Raw genomic sequence first — 19,544 nt, 5'->3', positions numbered from 1 at the left:
ACTGTTAGTTATCAAACTAATTTCTAAAAACCCTGTTGTAAGTGTAAATAATGAATTAATTGCTAATACAATTATGGATGATTTTCTGAAGCGTTTACCGAATACAGGCCAAACAGATATACGGTTATTTGCAGCAGCAGTCAGCGCATCCAGCAACGGTGTGGTAATTACTGATCATACACAACCGGACGAACCCATTATTTATTGCAACAAAGCCTTTGAATCTATTACAGGATATACTAATAAAGAAATTATTGGGCATAACTGCCGTTTTTTACAAGATGGTGATAATGACCAGGAAGCGCGGCACAAACTACGCAAGGCTATTAATACTGGAGAGCATTGCCAGGTAGAGATCCGTAACTATAAAAAAGACGGTAAGCTGATGTGGAATGAACTGATGATATCGCCGGTTAAAGATCAGGATGGAAATATTACAAATTTTATAGGTATTCAAAATGATATTACACGCCGTAAACAAGCAGAAGATGCATTACTTGCTGAAAAAGACCATTTAGAAGAACGTATTTCGGAACGCACTGAAGATTTACAGGAAAGCGAAGCCTACCTGGCCAGTATTATAGAAACCATGCGTGAAAGCCTGGTAGTACTGGATAATAAAATGAAGGTAATGAGCGTGAACGAACATTTTTGCCGTTTTTTTAAATCAGCACAAAAAGACATTAAAGGTAAAGTGCTTTTTGAGCACAACAACGGTCAGTGGAATTTACCAGAGTTAAAGAACCTGCTGATTAATATTTTGCCAAATAACAACCCTTTTGAGGGCTTTGAAATTGAAAACGATTTTCCAAGAATTGGCCGTAAGCTATTGGTTTTAAATGCACGCCAGGTTACCTTAAAAGGAAAATATCAGAACAGGATATTGCTGGCTATTGAAGACATTACAGAACGCAGGGAAATTGAACAGCGTAAAGAAGATTTTATTAGTATTGCGAGCCATGAGATGAAAACGCCTTTAACAAGTATTAAAGGAAATTTACAACTATTACATAGAAGGGCAAAGCAGAATAACGATACCCAATATTTAAATGGCTTTGAAACAGCGGCTAAATCTATCGCCAGACTCGAAAAACTGATCTATGACCTGCTGGATGTATCAAAAATACAGTCTGGTAAGGTGGGGTTTAACTTTACTAAATTTAATTTCACCCATTTGCTTACCGAAGCAGTAAATGGTGTACAGGCAACAACACAAACCCACTCCTTAATAATTACGGGTTCGGCAGATGTAGAAATTACTGCCGACTTTGGCCGTTTGGAACAGGTTTTGCTCAATCTACTAAGCAATGCCGTAAAATACTCGCCTAACAGTACAAAGGTAATTGTACATACCAGTGTATTACCAAATTATATAAAGCTATCTATTACCGATACAGGTGTGGGTATCCACGAGAGAGACCACAAGCGTATTTTTGAGCGGTTTTACAGGGCCGATCAGATTTCGGAGAAATTTCCGGGCGTGGGTATCGGATTGTATGTAAGTAACGAGATCATAAAAGAACACAAGGGCACCTTGTGGGTAGAAAGCCAGGAAGGCAAAGGCTCTGTATTTAGTTTCACAATTCCAATCAATCGTTAAATTATGAGCAAAATACTGATCTGTGATGATGAACAGGAAATACTGGATATAACCCGACTTATCTTAGAAGATTCGGGGCATGAGGTTTTGGCCGTTATAAACAGCAGCAATGTAAATATGTTAGTAGAAACCGAACAGCCGGATATACTCCTTATTGACCTATGGATGCCAGGCCTATCGGGCGACCAGGTGGTAAGGCAGCTCAGAAAAAATGAGCAACTAAAACAAATTCCAATTGTAGTTATATCGGCAAGTAAAGATGGAAAAGAAATTGCTTATGCTGCCGGTGCAGATGACTTTTTAGAAAAGCCCTATGATTTAGACGCATTGATTGACATAGTTGAAAAACAATTGGCATAACCTCCCAAACTGAATACTATATTATTTAGTGTTTCTTATTAACTAACAGGAAGTGTGAATTTAAAATTACTGCCTTTTCCGGGTTCACTTTCAACCCATATCTTACCGTTATGCCTGTTAATAATTTCTGCACAAAGGTAAAGCCCTATTCCAAAACCAGCAATATTTTCTGTCTCTTTACTTTCTACACGATAATGCGGCATAAATAATTTATCAATATCCGCAGGTGCTATACCTAAACCCTTATCCTTAATGCTTACTTCCACCTCACTGTCTTTTAATACGCATCCTATTTCAATATCTGCAGTATTATCTGAATATTTTGCAGCATTGCTGAGCAAATTCACCAAAACCTGTTCAATTTTATCACGGTCTGCGTTTATACTTACTGTATTGCAGGGATTAATTATGATGTTATGGGTAGATGTAATAAATAAAGTTTCTTCTACTACTTCGTTTATTAACACATCAAGCCTGAACTCCGCCTTATTCAAATGTATCTTTCCAGCCTCAGCACCCGATAAATTAAGGAGACTATTGATCATGTTGAGCATTTTTTTAACCTGCTTATCAACTTTAGATAATGTGCCTATCGTAAAATTATCTTTCTGTTTCTTAGCCCAGTTGTTCAGCATCTGAACGTAAGCTTTCAAAGCAGTTAAAGGTGTTTTCAGTTCATGGCTAACCATACCTATAAATTTACTCCGCCTTAAATCACTTTGTTTCTGCTCCGTTATGTCCATAATAATCCCAGAAAAATAGCTGTTACTTACAGTTGAACTGCTAAATCCTCCGGTTATGCTTAACCATCTTTTTTTATTATCATGCAAATCAATAATAGGACATTCTATGTAAAGAATACTTCGTTTTTTAAAAGCGTTTTCAATAGCCTCCACAACATTTTTCCGCTGTTTATCAACCACTTTCAACATGGCGTCCTCAAAAGACATTTCTTCTTTAGGTAAAAAGCCGAACATTTCCCTGGTTCGTTCGGAGGGGAAAAATTTTCTGGAGGCGGGGTCCATGATCCAAATACCAACATTGGCCGAATCAAGGGCAATCTTGGCTATATCTGTCTCTTTAAAAGATTCTATCGTGTGGGAAACATTATTATCTTCAGGAATTGCGTTATCGCCACTATGTTTATCCATTAGCAAGCATCAAAATACATGTGTGTACAAAAATACTTTATTTTCCCGATACAAAGATTGCTCATCATCGAGTATGTAAGCCAAATCGTTTTTAACTTCTCTTATTACTAACAAATTCCATTCTTTTTGCTATAACCATCCCAAAGATCATTTTAATACTTTCTTTGATGGCGAAGAAATAATCAGTGCGGCACTACACCATGCATGGTTTTTTAAATTTATTAATATTGTACCATTGTTGTACCAAAACGAAAAAGCACTTAGACTTTCGTCGTAAGTGCTTGATTTTCAGTGCGCCCACCTGGGCTCGAACCTAACTCTATATTCGACTGATAATCAATGAATTACAAAGAATTCGCCGTTCAAGGTAGTTACATAGGTAACACGCCCTACCGACTATTCAAATATACAAATAATGGCGCACAAGCCCTAATGTTCCTTCTTTTAAGATTGAGTTATTCGATTAAGGGATTAGCATATTATAAGTATTTAGCCCGTTATCACACACCGAATTTAATAACGTCGAGCGACTTCTTTCGGTAACTCTTAAATATTATATCCCAAAAAGGGAAGACCGAACCATAGTTGGAATCCGTCTCAACGATCACATTTGAATGGTGTATCCGGTGCATGTTTGGGCTGACAAATAATTTCCGAAGAATGATGTCTGTCTTTTCAGAAACCCTGATATTAGAATGAACCAATAGTACCACCGGGAAAAACAGAATGCCATAAGCAATGAGCCCAGTAACGGTGATGCCAATAAAAGGAAATACTAATGCTTTCGCGATCACTGCAAAAAATAGCTCTACCGTATGAAAACGTACCGCCGTGGTGCTGTTCATTTTTTCATCTTCATGATGAAATTTATGAAACTTCCATAGCAGTGGCATGGCATGATTGATCCGGTGCCACCAGTAAACAAAAACATCGATGATGATTATTTGAAGTACTAATGATACCAGGACAGGCAATTTGGCAAACCCTTCAAAACCAATATGGTGCGAGAGTGTATAAACCATAACCTTCTGCAAACAGTAACCGCTTGTAAAGGTGAAAAGCAAGTTGATCAGCCCAATGCCGATATTTTTCAGGTCGTGCCGTCCTGCTAACAGTTCTTTTCGCTGAGGAAAAAGGTGTTCGGCTATATAGGCCGTCAAAAAAACAAGGCCTATAGCGACTGGCTGTATTATAAGGTTCATGACAACTTGAATGCTTTAGAATAATCTCGCATTATAAAAATACGATGAATAATTCAGGATAGGTTTTAATCTGATCAAATAAAAAGCCATGTAGGTTGTAGCTACGTATATTAGCTATATATTCACCGTTATGGACAATTATCTCGATACCACCATTGATGTTTACCGCGATGCTGCACTGAAACCGGATGTTGGACTATGCTGCACCACATCGCCCATGAACGCCTTTCCGGGATTGGAGATACCGGCTATCATGAAGGCAATGAACTACGGTTGCGGTGCTATTGTCAGCGCCGGTGACCTGGTAAACGACCCGAAGATCTTGTATGTAGGCGTAGGCGGCGGCATGGAATTATTACAATTCTCCTATTTTAACAGAAGCGATAGCGGTGTTATTGGTGTTGATATTGTTGATGAAATGCTGCAAAGCTGCGCTAACAATTTAGTAGTGGCGGAAAAGCTGAATCCCTGGTTTAAAAAGGAATTTATTGATCTGCGCAAAGGATCGGCTTTGCTACTGCCAGTTGAAGATAATTCCATCGATGTAGCCGGACAAAATTGCCTGTTCAATATCTTCAAAAAGAATGACCTAAAGCAAGCACTTAAAGAAATTTACAGGGTTTTAAAGCCGGGAGGCAGATTAGTAATGTCGGACCCGGTTTGTGATCAGCCTATGAATACCGAACTGCGCAGTGACGAACGATTGCGTGCCCTTTGCCTTACCGGCTCACTGCCGTTAACGGAATATATTAAAAGCATTACTGATATTGGTTTTGGCACTATCGAGATCAGGGCGAAACGCGCTTACCGTATTTTAGCTCCGGGGCAATATGCGACTGATGAATTGATTTATATTGAAAGCGTGGAAGTCTGTGCTATTAAAGACCCGATGCCCACTGACGGCCCATGCGTATTTACCGGAAAAGCGGCGATCTATTACGGCGGCGAGGAGTTTTTTGATGACGAAAAGGGGCATGTATTGATGCCTAACCAACCGTTGGCAGTTTGCGACAAGACTGCAGCAAATTTAGCGGCATTGCACCGGAATGATATCTTCATATCAGGCTCCACCTGGTTTTATGATGGCGGCGGCTGTTGCTAATTCAAACGACGGCTATGCATATTTTCATCACAGGTGCAACGGGGTATATTGGGCAACAACTGGCATTTAAACTTGCTAACAGCGGGCATACTGTTCATGCGTTGTTACGCAATGAACAAAAAGGGGCGTTACTGGCTCATCCTAACATTATTCTATGTGCAGGCGATATATTAGACATATCAGCCCTTCTTAATGCCATGTCAGGGTGTGAGCAGGTTTATCATTTGGCAGCGTTGGCATCCGTCTGGAACAAAGACCCGGAGGCATTTTACATCTTGAATGTAGATGGCTTAAAAAATGTATTGGACTGTTGCCTTGAACTGAACATCGAAAACGTATTATTTACATCAACCGCCGGGGTAGTTGGCCATGCTGAAAATATTCAACCCGTTTGCGAACTGACCAACACAAATCCAAAGCTGGAAACGCTTTACGAAAAAAGTAAGGTAGAGGCGGAATCGCTATTAAAAGAATATAACAAAAAAGGTATCCGCGGCATTATCGTCAACCCAAGCCGGGTATATGGGCCTGGCTTGCTTACGGAAAGCAACGGTTTTACCCGTTTAATGAAAATGTACATCGGCGGCCACTGGAAGATCAAACCCTGTAATGGAAAAAGCATTGGTAACTATGTCTACATCGATGACACGATCAATGGATTGATCAGTGCGATGGAAAAAGCAAAGCCGGGCGAACGTTACCTTTTAGGCGGTATCAACGCCACATATAACGAGTTTTTTGCACTGGTTGATGAATTAACAGGGATTAAACGCAAAATGTATAACGTGCCGTTGCCAATAATGATTTTGATGTCCCGGATACAACTTTTTATGGCTGAAGTATTCGGAAAACAGCCGCTTATCACACCACCTTTTGTTCGTAAATATAATAAGCACTGGATAGTTACATCCGCCAAAGCAGAGCGGGAATTGGGTTATCATATTACGCCGCTGAAAGAAGGTGTTGCTAAAACGCTGCATTGGTTGACTGAAACTTCGCCTATTTGATAGCCGTGCTTAACTCAGCATAGGTATAAGCTGATTCATGAAATTTCTTTTGTCCGGTTTTGCTGTTGAAGATCAAAGTACCCGGTAAAGCACCCGACCAGTCGGGACTGATCCGTTCAGTAAAGCTTGAAGGAGCTTCGTTAAGCAAGTAAACTTCTCCGGTCAGGTGGTGAGTTTTTACAAAAGGTTTCACCCCGATTTCCAATTTGGATCTCAAGTCAGTACTTATGAGGATGACTTTAACGGGCTTTCCCTGATTTGCGCTTTTGAACTTTTCAAACTCCGGCAATTCATTGACACAGGGTTTGCACCAAGTCGCCCAAAAGTTGACGACATAGATCGTATCCTTACCTTGTTTAAAACGGCTTTCCAACTGATTCACCGAAATTAATTTGACATCCTGCGCCTTAGTTTTCAATATTATCAAGAAACTGAATAGTGTCAATAGCAACAATTTACTTTTCATAGTTGTTTTTTAATCATTCGGTACAGATAAATATACGTAGATTTCAATCATACAGATTAAATATGCAGGTCAGTATTATTATTCCCACATATAACGAGGCTGAAAATATCGCTCAACTGATCGGCTATTTGAAAAATAATAGCAGCGAATTATTGCTGGAAATCATCGTTTCGGACGGTGTTAGCGGGGATGATTCGTTGGCCTTAGCGGAGCGAGAGGGTGCCGTCGCATTAACTTCACCGGAAAAGGGCCGTGCCGCCCAGATGAACTACGGCGCGTCTGTTGCCAAAGGTGATGTGCTTTATTTTGTTCATGCAGATACTATCCCGCCAAAAAGCTACCTCGCAGATATTAAGCAGGCCATTAGCAATGGTTATGATATGGGCAGGTACCTGTCAAAATATAATAGCAAAAGTTGGTTGCTGAAAATGAATGCCTTTTTAAGCAGGGTGGATACTTTTGCAGGTATGGGCGGCGACCAAACTTTATTCATCACCAAAAAGCTTTTTGCGCAAATGGGAGGTTTCGATGGCAACATGAAGATCATGGAAGAATTTGAGTTTTGTGCCAGGGCAAGAAAACAAGGGAAATACAAGATCATTCACAAGCCTGTTTTAATTTCCGCACGAAAATATGATACGAATGGCTGGTTAAAGGTTCAACGCGCTAATTATACCGTTGTTAGGATGTACCAAAAAGGAGCATCTCAACAGGACTTGGCGGCTACCTATAAAAAGATGCTCAACTACCGTTAAATTGCAATACCATTGACATCCAAATCAGCGGCCTGATCTACATCATGCAGCTGTTTGAGCATCAAAAATGTTTGGGAAAGATCACTTAGATCTTTTATCGTTTGCTGGCAAACCTGATCTGTGCTCCAGGCTTTATCCCTAAATAATTCAGGTATAAAATGGTTCATCCCTAAAAGATAATACCCACCGTCAAACGTAGGGCCAATAACTGCGTGGTGTCCGTTCAATGAGGCGACTGCATCGTCTAAGATAGCGGTTCGTAATTGGTAACAGTCGCTCCCTATGATCAACACTGTCTTAAATCCCTGCTCAAACAACTCGCCGAAAGCGTTAGCCATGCGCTGGCCCAGATCATCGCCAAACTGCTGCCTTTTGGTATAACCGGGATCATTCCAGCTATCATGTTCAGGTACGCCATCCGCATAATAAATGAATTTCCGGCAATTTAAGGGCAGCGTTACCTGCCGGGTATGCTGTAACAAAAGCTGGTACACTTGCAATGCCTTTTCATCACCTATCACTTTGGCCAGCCGGGTTTTTACCTTGCCTAATTCGGGATGACGGACAAATATGATTAGGGCGGTATTTAAGGGTGTAACTGCTGACATCGGATAGGTTATTCGGCAACGGCACCACCACAACTGGAACCAGCACCTGCGGTACAGCCGTAGCAATGCTGCTTTAAAATGATGTTGCGGTTATTTAACAAGGACAGATCAAAAGTGCTTAAATGTTGTGAACTTTCGGGTGTCACCAACAGATCAAGCATCTGGTTAAAATCGCAATCGTATAAATAGCCATCCCAACTAACCGAAATGGTATTGCGGCACATCACATTTTTAACCGCAGCCGGATTAAAAGCGGAGATCAGTTTCTCCATGTACTTATCATAGTTGCCTGTAGAAAGCAGGTAATCCAGGTAACGGCTGATGGGCATGTTAGTAATAGCAAAAAGGTTATTGAATACAATGCCGAACTTTTTCATCAGTTCAAATTTGTATTCCTTTTCCAAAGCGTCCTGAGATGGTGGTAAAAAAGCACCTGCCGGATTGTAAACTAAATTAAGGGTTAAGCCTGTACCCGCCTGTCCGTAACCAACTCCATTCAGCATCTGTAATGCTTTAATGGAATCATCAAAAACACCGTCGCCCCGCTGCCGGTCTGTTCTGTCTTGTGTAAAACTGGGTAACGATGATACTACCTCTATTTGATGCACCCTGAAAAATTCCGGCAGGTCATGAAATCGTTTATTCGCCAAAATAATCGTCAGGTTACAGCGAACGATGATATGTTTACCCAATTTTTTGATCTCTTCTACAAACCACCGAAAATCAGGGTTCAGTTCTGGTGCGCCGCCGGTCAGGTCAACAATTTTGATACTATCATTTTGCAACACGTTCAAACAAAGCTGCATGGTTTCGCGGGTCATGATCTCTTTGCGGTCTGGCCCCGCATCAACATGGCAGTGCTTACAAACCTGGTTGCACATTTTACCAACGTTCACCTGGAAAATTTCCACATTGGTCGCCTGTAAAGGAAACATCCCTAACCCAGCCACCTTATCTTTAAAAGAAGCGTGTTTATGCTCCCGCTGGTCTTCGAGGATGGCCAACTGATTATCTGAGCTGGCTAAATGATGCTGTAATACTTTGAGCGACTTGATCATTACATACTAATTTCTTTCACCTTGTTCATCATCTGTACCCCATGTACCAGCACCGCGCCGCCCTTAATGGCCGAGGCTACATGAACGGCCTCCATCATTTGCGCTTCGCTAAAACCTTTTTCATAGGCATCGCTGCTATAAGCATCGATACAGTAAGGGCATTGCACAGCATGGGCAACCGCTAAAGCGATCAGTGATTTTTCTTTCGCAGTTAACGCGCCATCTTTAAAAACTTCCCCATAATAGTCGAAAAACTTATCGGCCATCGGTTTCTGGAACTCCGCGATATTTCCGAATTTTCCGAGGTCTTCGGCATTGTAATAATGATCAGCCATTGTTTTCAGATTTATAATTATTCAAATATAAACTCCAGTCGTACTTTTTAAAATGAATATCCGGTTTACGGTCTTGCGGAATGATCTTATTTTGCTTTAATATTTCCAGCATGTTCTTTTTCCCACCGAAATCATGCCTGAACCAACCCATCAGAGCAGGTACGTTCACCACGTTCTTTGCGGAATCATATTCACATTCTCCTTTTAAATAGGTTCTGACGGCTACCATTAATTGTTTGTCTATACTGGCCGGTTCATAAAAAGCAATGGGCGGGCAGCTTTTAGCCCCGCAGTTCAGCGCGAAATGTATGCGGTAATCCAGTTTTTCGACCCTGAACTTCTTTTCAAAACTAGATGGAAACAGTTTACCTAAATAGCCTTCACTCCATTTAACTTTAGAATGGCGTAAAATGCCATGTTCAATATCATCCAGGCTCAATTGCCGTCCGGCAATTTCAATTTGCCTGCTGGAAAAGAAAGAATTGCGGGTCGTATATTGATCAGGATCTTTTTTAAGGATAACTTGCGTGAAACCATTATAAATATTCAACCAGAAGGCCAGGCGTTTGTTATCGTTGTTTAATTGCTTTGCGAGAACGTCCTCATTGGCTTTGCTCAAGGTATCAATATATTTACTTGTGGTATCACCTGTTTTAGCAGCGTACAAGAAGTCCTGCGAGATTTTAATATAATCAATGGGTTTCGCGGAGGTTACAGACCGATCTAAGGCAAATAAATTGGTGAATGCAAAAACTGTAAAAACAAAAAGCAGACAGAACTTATTCATACCACAAGATACGTAACTTGCTTCATACAAGTTTGAAATCAAAAAAAATGAAATTCTTCTTGCTTATCAAATATTAATCGTAATATTGCAATATAAATATGGGATTAACTAAAACTGAAATATTCACCGAAGAGCAAAACCGGTTAGCCGTTATGCTAAAAGCTATTGCACATCCGGCACGGATCGCAATCTTACAGGAGATCATTAAATCAAATACTTGTATCTGCGGTGATTTGGTTGATGAGTTAGGTTTGGCTCAACCTACTATTTCCCAACATCTAAAGGAATTAAAAAATGCTGGCTTAATACAGGGTACTATTGAAGGCGTAAGCGTATGTTATTGCATTAATCCACCCGTATGGAATGAGCTTAAAGAACAGATGGGCGGCTTCTTCGCTACTTATGATTTAAAGAATACCTGCTGTTAAAAAAATTTGGTTTTAATCATCGTAATATTACAATAAATATAAATTAATCATCATGAATAAAGTAGAAGCAATCAACTGGAAAACATTTAAAGATACACTATTACAGCATCCTGACCATGAGTTACAATTCCAATATGCGGAAGGAAAATTAGTGGATGCGGCTTACCATATCACCGAGATCAAACAAGCCCCGATCACATCGGTAGATTGCGGCGGTGTGATGAACGCCTGGACGGAGATCATCGTGCAACTGTGGGTGCCCGAAAACGATCAGCAGGAACGTTCGATGAAAGTGAGCAAGGCTTTATCTATCGTAAACATCGTGGAAAAAATGCTTCCTTTAAATCCAAATGGCACGGTAAAAATCGAATTTGGTAATTCCGAATTTGATACGCGCCAAATGTTCCCGAATGATATGATCGTGAATGGTGAAACCCTTACCGTTGATCTGCGCCCTGATGCCGTACAATGTAAAGCGATCAGCCGTGGCGGCAGTTGCGGTACTAATGATAAAGGCGAAGAATGCTGTGCGCCTGTTGCTGAAAAACCCAAAGTTCAGTTGGTGAACCTGGCTGCTCCTGCAGAAGCTTGCTGTACACCCGGTGGAGGTTGCTGCTAATCAAAAAGAAATATGATCATCGATAACGCATCCCATTATAAAGAACAGGTAATTGCCCTGCTGATATCGGAAAAATTACCTGTAGCAGATCTGCCGGAAAGTTTGGAAAACTTCCTGGTAGCCATACAGGACAAGGAAATTGTCGGCGTGGCTGGTGTTCAAGTTTACGGTGATTATGGGTTATTCAGGTCGTTAGCCGTTTATCCTGAGCATCGTGGTTCAGGAATAGCAGGTAAGTTAGTTACTCGTATCGAAGCCTTAAGTGGATATACCAATGATATTGACCCCTCTTCGCCAATCTAAAGTGACCCCTCTGAGTTAGGGTTTGAAAGAGAGTAAAGTTGTTGTACAGATAGGCTCCTGGGGAGCGGATGTTTTTGTCCGGTTTAACAACTATTATTTCTACAAAAATACATTTTCTGATTTAGAGTTTCTTCTCCTTAGTGATTCGCCGTAAAGTTCGACCCTTAATGAGTGGTGAACAATGCGGTCCAGTATGGCATCAGCGATGGTTTTCTCACCGATAATATCATACCATTCCTTGACCGGTATCTGTGAAGTGACCAATGTAGAACGTTTCTGGTGCCGGTCTTCGATAATGTCCAGCAGAGAGGCCCTGCTCTGCGCGTCAAAAGGCTGTAAGCCGAAGTCATCCAGGATCAGCAGATCGGCCCGTTCTATTCTTTTCAGTTCCGCCAGAATGGTGCCCTTTGCTTTGGCCAGCTTCAGCTGGCCCATAAGCTTAGCGGTATTGACATACATTACTTTGTAACCATTCTGACAGGCCTGGTAACCGAGCGCCGTTGCCAGGTAGCTTTTACCTGTACCGGTGGAACCGGTAATGAACAGGTCCTTATGCTCCTTGACAAAGTCAAGGGCAGCAAGCCTGTGGACCTGGTTCTTTTCCAGGCCCCGGTCGATACCGTAGTCGATCTGTTCGAGCGATGCCTTATAACGGAAGCCTGCACCTCTGATAGCCCGTTCTACGTAACGGTTACGTCTGTCGTCCCATTCGCTGGCGACCAGCAAGGCAATGAACTGATCGGCTGTAAGCGATTCTTTTACTGAAGTCTCCAGATTGGTTTTAAAGGCATCATACATGCCATAAAGGCGAAGCTGACGCATCTTGTCTAATGTTTCATTATTCATTTTGTTCTATGTTTAATAGGCTGTTTACTGATAGTATTCTTTTCCCCGGATGTTGTTATGGGCTGGTATCGCTGCTGGTTCGTCCTCAGCCTGAAGCTGGTCCAGACGCTTCTTGAGTATCTCTTCGATAACCGGATAGTTGTACTGGCCTATATTATCGGCCCAGCGACAGGCGTTTGCCAGCCTCCCGGCACCGACCCGGCTGGCAAAGCTTAGGATACCCGAGCATGACTTGTACGCCTGTTCAGGGTAGACCTTATGTTCGAGTACCTTAGCGATATAACGGGCCACATCGTCGTGTATGGCTTCTGCCTGCTGGATAAACCTTTCAGGCGACCATTCGGTAAGGTAACGGTGCTGCGATGCCAAATGGGTCTCGTCTGTCGTGTAGCGGTATTTGATGCGGACACGGCGGTGAGAAGCGATCAGCGTGTATTGGTAATAAACCTTCACTGCAATAGATGTGTACAAGACCTTTACCTTTTTGCCAATGTAGGTGTAAGGCACGCTGTAATAGTGAATGTCTTCACCCAAACGGATGTACCCGTTCTTCATTACCGTGATCATTACTTGTTTATTGACCTCGTAGCGTAATGGGTTGAGCTGGCCCAACGCATCCCGCTCCACTTCTTCGAACTGTTCCCTGCGGGAGTAGGTACGCCCGGAGAAGGGTTTGTTGTTATGGATCTCCAGAGCTGGACGAATAGCCGAGTTCAGCGATTCCAGATAGCTGAACCTGCGGCCTTCCAGCCTGGTGTATATGCTGCGGTAAATCAGCTTGACAGCCCCTTCCACTAAAGCCTTGTCACGAGGCTTGTAAACACGTGCAGGAACAACGGTAACAGCATAATGCTCCGCAAAGGATGCGAACTCGTCATTCAGGATAGCTTCATATTTGCTCCCTCTGGTCACCGCAGAACGAAGATTATCAGGAACAATTGCGCCAGGAACACCGCCGAAGTAATGCAGCGCGTTCTCGCATGCCTTGATCAGATCTTCTTTTCGCTGGCTTTCTACAGCTTCCACATAAGTAAGCTGGCTACAGCCGAGGATAGCAACGAACACCTCCACATCATGTGCAGTATCTTCCTGGGATGTGGTCAATTGTAACTTGCTTCCTGTGAAGTCAATATACTTCTTATCACCCGCCTTGTGGTCGATATGCATAACCGGTTTTGATAGCTGAAGATACGTGTGGACCGCATTATTGAACCGGGAGCGGCCATAGCCATCAGGATACTTTTCTATATACTCCGCATGCAGCATCTCACGGGTTACACCCTTCTTTTTGAGCCGCTTGCTTATCTCCGGGAGCATGCTCTCCAATATCTGCATCCGGGGGCTGCCTGCCGTCTTGGATACAGTGGTCGTAAACAATATGGCCAGTTCACTGTCACTCCTGGCGCTAAACTCTTCGTGTGTGATACCCAGCGTATGCCACACACGAACATACTTTTTAATGGTGTTTCGGGAGATCCCTACCATCCCGTGGATCGTTTTGATCCCTGTACCCTGACAGTACAAACGGATGATCTGTCGTAATCTATTCATCTTGATCGGTTTATTGGACATGTATTCGCTGGTTCTTGTTTATCTAAAAAGCTAAACAAAAACCCGGGTCCGCAGAAACTATCAATACATTACTTAATCTCTTTTAAGGGGTCACTTTCACCTGGCGAAGAGGGGTCACTTTGCTTTGGCGAACGTGCTCACTTTCAACTGGCAAAGGGGGCCTTTTTGAATAGGCCTATAGGGGTCATTTTGGTGCGTTTTATCCAGTCTGGCTAAGTGAAAGGTTACATTTTTAGTAATATTACATACCTCTGAAATCTCCTTTAAATAGCTATTTACTTTTTGATTGGACATTACCGGAAAAACCTTACCTCCTGACAGTGACCGTATATTGCTCTTGTATTTATCCAATATTTTTAGTGCTTGCGGTAAAAGGGGCACATTAACAGGGATCATTGTCTTTTCACGGCAAGTTCTGATCCACTTTTCGCCATCTGTACCAGCAACAATATGACCGGGAGTTAAATTGATGACATCTACATAAGATAGTCCTGTATAGCAACAAAAAACAAACAAGTCCCTGACCATATCAAGGCGCTCTATGGTAAAAACTTTCTTTTCCATATCGGCCAGTTCTTTTTCGGATAGTTGTTCCCGGTTTACTTTCTGTATCTTCAATTTATAAGCCGCAAAAGGGTCGTTATCGATCCATTGCAGGTTCATTGCCAGGTTGACCATTTTTTTAAGCCGGATGATGTGCTTCATCACGCCGTTGTTATTGATCTGCTTTTGGTGATCCTTTGGCTTATGGTTACGCAGATAAACTTCAAAATCTTTTACAAATTTAAAATCAAGTTGATGCAGGTAAATATCGGACGATTGGTGCTGTTCGTCCAAAAACTTCACCAAATAACGCTGGGTGACATAATAATGTTTAAGGGTACTCCACTTCAAATCCGTGGTGGACGTTTCGTTATGGTAGATAAAAAGGCGGCTGAGGGTATAGACTTCCTCTTCTGCTCCCAAGTACAAATCTTTCACTGCTTTTGCTGAAAGCATTTTACCTTTAAGCTGTATTTGCTTGTAGTTATTGCTGATGGTGTTACGGACCTCTCCAAGATAATTGTTAATGGATTTAATTTCATCTTTATTGCCTTTAGCAGCTCCCTTACCGCTATCCCAATTTTTTGGATCGACATTATGTTTGAGCGCAATATAAGCTCTTTGTTTGTTTACGGTTACGCAAGCGTAAATTGGTTCTTTTCCGTCCCTGGCTTTGTCCGGGCGCGTGGTAAAATGGATACCGAATGACTGTGATGTTTGCATAAAATTCAATTTTTAAGTTTAAAATGCTCAATAAACACCCTGTTTTTAGGTAACAAAAAGGTAACACAGAATTGTCTAAAAAGACTGATTTAAATAAACTTTTATCGCTGTAATTGACTGTATGTCAATTCATTGAATAGGTTTACGTTACCTAAGTTAAAAATTAAAAACAGGTAGTCGGATAGGTAACGAGAACTTTGGCTTTCTTGAAGGTTGTTGAGGGGATAATTAATGAAAAAACCCTCTAAATCAGCGACTTAGAGGGTTTTCGAGGATGGGAAATTCCCATTTTGTGCGCCCACCTGGGCTCGAACCAGGGACCAAAAGATTATGAGTCTTCTACTCTAACCAACTGAGCTATAGGCGCAGGAATATGTTTCGTTTCCGGGTGCAATTTTACATATTTGCGGGCAAATACCCAAACACAATATGCAAAATATTAAAAACATCATTTTCGATTATGGTAATGTGATCTTCAGCATTGATTTTGCCCGGGTACAGCATTCATTGAAAGCTTTGGGTATCAGTAATGTGGATGAGTTTTTTGGTCATTTACAGCAAGACCCCATATTTGACGCGTTTGACCGTGGACAGATCAGCGCTGACGTTTTTCGTGATCGGATCCGTGAAAAAGCGGGTAATTCAAACCTTACTAACGACGAAATTGACGCCTCCTGGAACAGTATTTTGGTAGGGATAGCTGAGGGTAACCACGAATTACTGCTACAGCTTAAAGGCAAATACCGTACTTTTTTGTTAAGTAACATTAACGAGATTCATTACAACTTCATTATGAAGTACCTGAAGGAAGACTTTGGCTTTGATAATAACGATCACTTGTTTGAGAAGGTTTACTACTCACACTTTACAGGTAAGCGCAAACCTGAGATCTCTATTTTTGAACAGGTACTATACGAAAACAACCTTAATCCTTCCGAAACGCTGTTTATTGACGATAGTCCCCAGCACTTAGAAAGCGCTAAAAGTTTGGGCATCAATACATTTTTAATGACAGCGCCAGATACTATACAAAACTTTGCCAGGCGTGAAGGGTTACTTTAGCTCAACACGTAAAAGTTTATAAAACCGCGGATTTCCTTTAAAAATTAGATTTTTCTTCAAATGTTTAGTGTAATGGTGCGGTGTACTTAAATATGGTGAAACAGGTGAAAAACCAAAGTTATTTAAACCCCTAAAATCCTGTAGCTTCTCCGCCCCCGGAAATATAACTAAAGCTTTCTCCTCATCCGTTCCTTTAGGATCAGGCCCAACTCCCTACCCATTTGACCGGCAATGGAGGTATTCTCCTGCGCCCGGCGAAACAAGTAGGGCAGCACGGCTTTCACCGGACCATAAGGCACGTACTTCACCACGTTGTAACCGGCATTGGCCAGGTTAAAGCTCAGGTTATCGCTCATACCCAGCAACTGCGAAAAATATACATGCGGGTGATTGTGAGGTATATTAAGCTGGTTGAGCAAATCAGCTAATAATCGGCAACTGGCCTCGTTATGAGTGCCGGCTACCAGGGCTACTCGGTTTACATGCTCAATACAAAAGCGTAAAGCCTCGTTATAATCTTGGTCGGCCGATGGCTTGTCGGGTTGTATGGGCGATGCATAGCCGCGTTCCTGCGCACGTTTGCGTTCTTTCTCCATATAAGCACCACGAACAATCTTCACCCCTAAAAAAAACTCCTCGGTACGGGCAACATCAAAGTCCAGTTTTAAACCGGCCAGCTTATCGTGGCGATAAAGTTGATATGTGTTATAAACAATAGCCTTTTCACTGTTATACCGGCGCATCATACTCAGGGCTAACTTGTCAATAGTAACCTGTATCCAGCTTTCCTCGGCATCAATCATCACCGGGATGCCGTTTTGATGTGCTTTATGGCAAATGGCCTGTACGCGGCTTTGCACCTTTTCCCACTCCTGCTCTTCGGCGGGGGTCAAGGCCGTTCCTGCATCCAGTTTTTCTAATAAGTCAAAACGCCCTACGCCGGTTACTTTAAATACGGTAATGGGTATGGCCGGGTTGCCGGTGGCGCGTTCTATAGTGCGGATAATTTCGTCGCGGGTAAAGTCGAACACGCTTTCCTCCTCTTCGCCCTCTACCGAATAATCTAAAATAGTACCTACCCCGCCGCTATACAGGTTTTTGATGGCGGCATCGCACTCGGCAATAGTTTCGCCGCCGCAAAACTGTTTAAATATGGTGGCTTTAATAATGCCTTTAATAGGCAGACCAATGTTCATGGCAAAATTGGTGATACCCGGCCCAATCTTTACTAAAAAGTTATTATTGATGGCTTTAAATAACCAGTAAGCGCGGTTCAAATCGGCATTGGTGGCGTGCTTAAAGGCTATTTCAGTGTTCTCGAACGATAAATTACCCTTTGAGGGTTGAGGAGTAGTTTCAGCTAACATGGCGCAAAATTAGAAAATCAATCTATATAACTCATTTTATGCTTCAATAGTTTATTTTTGCCACACCATGATCGAATTTAAACTAAACGGCGAGTTTATCCCTCTGATACAATTATTAAAGGCAACCGGCTTAGTATATACCGGTGGCGAAGCCCAGATCGTAGTAACCGAAGGCGAAGTTAAATACAACGGCCAGGTTGACTACCGCAAACGCTTAAAAGTAAAACAAGGCGATATTGTGGAGTTTCGCGCTAAAAAAATTGTGGTGATATAAATTTTATGGATACGATTAATAGTATAGACTACCCCGTCTATTTTGAAAATACGCTTACCCAACTGGTTAATTTTATAGAAAAAGGCAATTATTCGCGCTGCTTTGTTTTAACCGACGAGTTTACCAGCGTACACTGCCTTCCCCTATTGCAAGAACATTTAGGCCCTGCCGATAACTTTGACATTATAGAAGTAAATGCCGGCGAAGAAAGCAAGACCATTGAGTTTTGCGAAGGTATTTGGAGCACGTTGATTGATTTTGGCGCCGACCGTCATGGACTCATGATCAATTTAGGCGGCGGTGTTATTGGTGATATGGGCGGCTTTGCAGCTTCGGTTTATAAACGGGGGATGGACTTTGTGCAGGTACCCACTACCCTGCTCTCGCAGGTGGATGCCTCCATTGGCGGTAAAACCGGTATCGATTTTAACAACCTCAAAAATATCATAGGCACTTTTACCTCACCCAAAGCGGTGTTTATTGAACCGGCTTTTTTAAATACCCTGCCGCAAAGGCAAATCCTATCGGGGTATGCCGAAATGCTGAAACATGGTTTAATTGAGGATGCCGCTTACTGGAACCTGCTCAAAGAACAGGGAACCGAGTTACAGATCCCGTTGCCCGGTTTGGTTTACCAGTCGGTTGCTATCAAGAACCGGGTAGTAGTGGCCGATCCGTTTGAAAAAGGTTACCGCAAGTGTCTTAATTTTGGCCATACGGTTGGTCATGCGGTAGAAACCTATTCGCTGCAAAACGATAAAAGCCCTATTACCCACGGCGAAGCCGTAGCCATAGGCATGATCTGTGAAGCCTGGCTCTCGCACCAAAAAGCCGGTTTAAGCGCGGATGAGTTAGCTGAGATTAGCACCGTGCTGAAAAGCCTTTACCCCAAATACGAACTGGATGAATCGTGTTATAACACACTCAATGCTTTAATGAAAATCGACAAAAAGAACCAGAACGGTTTAATTAACTGCACCTTATTAGAAAAAATTGGACAGTGCAGCATAAATCATATTTGCACCGAAGAGGAACTTTGCGATAGTATTTCGTATTATGGTAAGTTGTAAGGTATAATACTTTTCACCTAATAAAAAAGGCCTTTACGCTAATGGAGTAAAAGCCTTTTTGTTTTTCAACTCCACTTGTTATTTTTCGATAGCGAGAAATCTTGTTCGAGGCAGCCTTTCAGCCTCTGGTCGGTGTTATCACCCGAACCACTAATTGATATTTTTCTTTAAACTAAGTTTTAAAATTCTGAAATGGCATATCTAAAATTCAGAACTTATTTAGCATCCGAGTGTTTAACCAGTGAACAACGATACCATTAGTAATTGGAAAGAAAAGCTCCGAAATTAAAAAGAATCCGTGTTTAT

Annotated in this window: 22 protein-coding genes and 1 tRNA gene; 11 read left to right on the top strand and 12 right to left on the bottom strand. The window is 42.0% G+C overall.

Annotated features, from left to right (window positions below):
* Positions 1–73 precede the first annotated feature (73 nt).
* Together ACFQ3S_RS04165 and ACFQ3S_RS04160 are read left to right on the top strand one after the other, a co-directional pair.
* Positions 74–1,600 (top strand): PAS domain-containing sensor histidine kinase, encoded by a 1,527-nt coding sequence (locus ACFQ3S_RS04165; protein WP_377161532.1) that lies wholly within the window; start codon positions 74–76, stop codon positions 1,598–1,600.
* 3 nt (positions 1,601–1,603) lie between these two features.
* The gene (locus ACFQ3S_RS04160; RefSeq protein ID WP_377161530.1) at positions 1,604–1,960 is read left to right on the top strand and encodes a response regulator; all 357 of its coding nucleotides are present in this window, start codon (positions 1,604–1,606) and stop codon (positions 1,958–1,960) included.
* Positions 1,961–1,998: 38 nt separating this feature from the next.
* On the opposite strand, the gene ACFQ3S_RS04155 is transcribed toward ACFQ3S_RS04160, so the two are convergent.
* Entirely contained in the window at positions 1,999–3,111 is a 1,113-nt protein-coding gene (locus ACFQ3S_RS04155; RefSeq protein WP_377161528.1) for a PAS domain-containing sensor histidine kinase, read from the bottom strand.
* Between the two features lie 500 nt (positions 3,112–3,611).
* Positions 3,612–4,313, bottom strand: a complete 702-nt coding sequence (locus ACFQ3S_RS04150) for a sterol desaturase family protein (RefSeq protein ID WP_377161526.1) — start codon at positions 4,311–4,313, stop codon at positions 3,612–3,614.
* Positions 4,314–4,443: 130 nt separating this feature from the next.
* On the opposite strand from ACFQ3S_RS04150, the gene arsM reads away from it, so the two are divergent.
* Both arsM and ACFQ3S_RS04140 read left to right on the top strand, forming a co-directional pair.
* The gene (gene arsM / locus ACFQ3S_RS04145) at positions 4,444–5,415 is read left to right on the top strand and encodes an arsenosugar biosynthesis arsenite methyltransferase ArsM (RefSeq protein WP_377161524.1); all 972 of its coding nucleotides are present in this window, start codon (positions 4,444–4,446) and stop codon (positions 5,413–5,415) included.
* Between the two features lie 14 nt (positions 5,416–5,429).
* Entirely contained in the window at positions 5,430–6,422 is a 993-nt protein-coding gene (locus ACFQ3S_RS04140; protein ID WP_377161522.1) for an NAD-dependent epimerase/dehydratase family protein, read from the top strand.
* Here ACFQ3S_RS04140 and ACFQ3S_RS04135 read toward each other — a convergent pair.
* Entirely contained in the window at positions 6,415–6,888 is a 474-nt protein-coding gene (locus ACFQ3S_RS04135) for a TlpA disulfide reductase family protein (protein ID WP_377161520.1), read from the bottom strand. The genes ACFQ3S_RS04140 and ACFQ3S_RS04135 overlap by 8 nt on opposite strands.
* Before the next feature lie 62 nt (positions 6,889–6,950).
* On the opposite strand from ACFQ3S_RS04135, the gene ACFQ3S_RS04130 reads away from it, so the two are divergent.
* On the top strand, positions 6,951–7,643 hold the full coding sequence (locus ACFQ3S_RS04130; RefSeq protein ID WP_377161518.1) for a TIGR04283 family arsenosugar biosynthesis glycosyltransferase: 693 nt from the start codon (positions 6,951–6,953) through the stop codon (positions 7,641–7,643).
* Here the strand turns inward: ACFQ3S_RS04130 and ACFQ3S_RS04125 are convergent.
* The 4 genes from ACFQ3S_RS04125 to ACFQ3S_RS04110 are packed head-to-tail and all read right to left on the bottom strand — an operon-like array spanning position 7,640 to position 10,431.
* Positions 7,640–8,251: a TIGR04282 family arsenosugar biosynthesis glycosyltransferase gene (locus tag ACFQ3S_RS04125; protein ID WP_377161516.1), complete on the bottom strand. Its 612-nt coding sequence runs from the start codon at positions 8,249–8,251 to the stop codon at positions 7,640–7,642. The genes ACFQ3S_RS04130 and ACFQ3S_RS04125 overlap by 4 nt on opposite strands.
* A gap of 8 nt (positions 8,252–8,259) precedes the next feature.
* A complete protein-coding gene (gene arsS, locus ACFQ3S_RS04120) occupies positions 8,260–9,309 on the bottom strand; it encodes an arsenosugar biosynthesis radical SAM (seleno)protein ArsS (RefSeq protein WP_377161514.1) in 1,050 nt (349 codons plus the stop codon).
* Entirely contained in the window at positions 9,309–9,644 is a 336-nt protein-coding gene (locus ACFQ3S_RS04115) for an arsenosugar biosynthesis-associated peroxidase-like protein (RefSeq protein WP_377161512.1), read from the bottom strand. The genes arsS and ACFQ3S_RS04115 overlap by 1 nt, the downstream gene beginning before the upstream one ends.
* The gene (locus ACFQ3S_RS04110; RefSeq protein WP_377161511.1) at positions 9,637–10,431 is read right to left on the bottom strand and encodes a DUF547 domain-containing protein; all 795 of its coding nucleotides are present in this window, start codon (positions 10,429–10,431) and stop codon (positions 9,637–9,639) included. Before ACFQ3S_RS04110 ends, ACFQ3S_RS04115 begins: the two co-directional genes overlap by 8 nt.
* 98 nt (positions 10,432–10,529) lie before the next feature.
* Between ACFQ3S_RS04110 and ACFQ3S_RS04105 the strand changes: the two genes are divergently transcribed.
* From ACFQ3S_RS04105 to ACFQ3S_RS04095, 3 genes are read left to right on the top strand one after another with little or no spacing between them, the layout of a single operon-like run.
* On the top strand, positions 10,530–10,859 hold the full coding sequence (locus ACFQ3S_RS04105; RefSeq protein ID WP_377161509.1) for an ArsR/SmtB family transcription factor: 330 nt from the start codon (positions 10,530–10,532) through the stop codon (positions 10,857–10,859).
* 52 nt (positions 10,860–10,911) lie between these two features.
* Positions 10,912–11,478 carry a DUF6428 family protein gene (locus tag ACFQ3S_RS04100; RefSeq protein ID WP_377161507.1) on the top strand — a complete coding sequence of 189 codons (567 nt, stop codon included), beginning with the start codon at positions 10,912–10,914 and terminating at the stop codon, positions 11,476–11,478.
* Between the two features lie 12 nt (positions 11,479–11,490).
* Positions 11,491–11,781, top strand: a complete 291-nt coding sequence (locus tag ACFQ3S_RS04095; RefSeq protein ID WP_377161505.1) for a GNAT family N-acetyltransferase — start codon at positions 11,491–11,493, stop codon at positions 11,779–11,781.
* A 99-nt stretch (positions 11,782–11,880) separates the two neighbouring features.
* Here ACFQ3S_RS04095 and istB read toward each other — a convergent pair whose 3' ends face one another.
* From istB to ACFQ3S_RS04075, 4 genes are all read right to left on the bottom strand, one after another.
* Positions 11,881–12,627 carry an IS21-like element helper ATPase IstB gene (istB, locus tag ACFQ3S_RS04090; RefSeq protein ID WP_377161503.1) on the bottom strand — a complete coding sequence of 249 codons (747 nt, stop codon included), beginning with the start codon at positions 12,625–12,627 and terminating at the stop codon, positions 11,881–11,883.
* Positions 12,628–12,651: 24 nt separating this feature from the next.
* The gene (gene istA / locus ACFQ3S_RS04085) at positions 12,652–14,199 is read right to left on the bottom strand and encodes an IS21 family transposase (protein ID WP_377161501.1); all 1,548 of its coding nucleotides are present in this window, start codon (positions 14,197–14,199) and stop codon (positions 12,652–12,654) included.
* Between the two features lie 114 nt (positions 14,200–14,313).
* Positions 14,314–15,465, bottom strand: coding sequence for a phage integrase SAM-like domain-containing protein (locus ACFQ3S_RS04080; protein WP_377161499.1), 1,152 nt, complete (start codon positions 15,463–15,465; stop codon positions 14,314–14,316).
* A gap of 293 nt (positions 15,466–15,758) precedes the next feature.
* Positions 15,759–15,832: transfer RNA gene (locus tag ACFQ3S_RS04075), tRNA-Ile, on the bottom strand.
* A gap of 62 nt (positions 15,833–15,894) precedes the next feature.
* Between ACFQ3S_RS04075 and ACFQ3S_RS04070 the strand changes: the two genes are divergently transcribed.
* Positions 15,895–16,527, top strand: coding sequence for an HAD family hydrolase (locus ACFQ3S_RS04070; RefSeq protein ID WP_377161497.1), 633 nt, complete (start codon positions 15,895–15,897; stop codon positions 16,525–16,527).
* Positions 16,528–16,694: 167 nt separating this feature from the next.
* On the opposite strand, the gene ACFQ3S_RS04065 is transcribed toward ACFQ3S_RS04070, so the two are convergent.
* Positions 16,695–17,894, bottom strand: coding sequence for a proline dehydrogenase family protein (locus ACFQ3S_RS04065; protein WP_377161495.1), 1,200 nt, complete (start codon positions 17,892–17,894; stop codon positions 16,695–16,697).
* Between the two features lie 67 nt (positions 17,895–17,961).
* On the opposite strand from ACFQ3S_RS04065, the gene ACFQ3S_RS04060 reads away from it, so the two are divergent.
* Together ACFQ3S_RS04060 and aroB are read left to right on the top strand one after the other, a co-directional pair.
* Entirely contained in the window at positions 17,962–18,168 is a 207-nt protein-coding gene (locus ACFQ3S_RS04060) for an RNA-binding S4 domain-containing protein (RefSeq protein WP_377161493.1), read from the top strand.
* A gap of 5 nt (positions 18,169–18,173) precedes the next feature.
* On the top strand, positions 18,174–19,238 hold the full coding sequence (aroB, locus tag ACFQ3S_RS04055) for a 3-dehydroquinate synthase (RefSeq protein ID WP_377161491.1): 1,065 nt from the start codon (positions 18,174–18,176) through the stop codon (positions 19,236–19,238).
* Positions 19,239–19,544 lie beyond the last annotated feature (306 nt).

The organism is Mucilaginibacter terrae (assembly GCF_042679325.1).
In the GTDB taxonomy this organism is placed as follows: domain Bacteria; phylum Bacteroidota; class Bacteroidia; order Sphingobacteriales; family Sphingobacteriaceae; genus Mucilaginibacter; species Mucilaginibacter terrae.
Note: the sequence above shows the minus strand (reverse complement) of the source record. Positions and strands in the feature narration are given on the sequence as shown.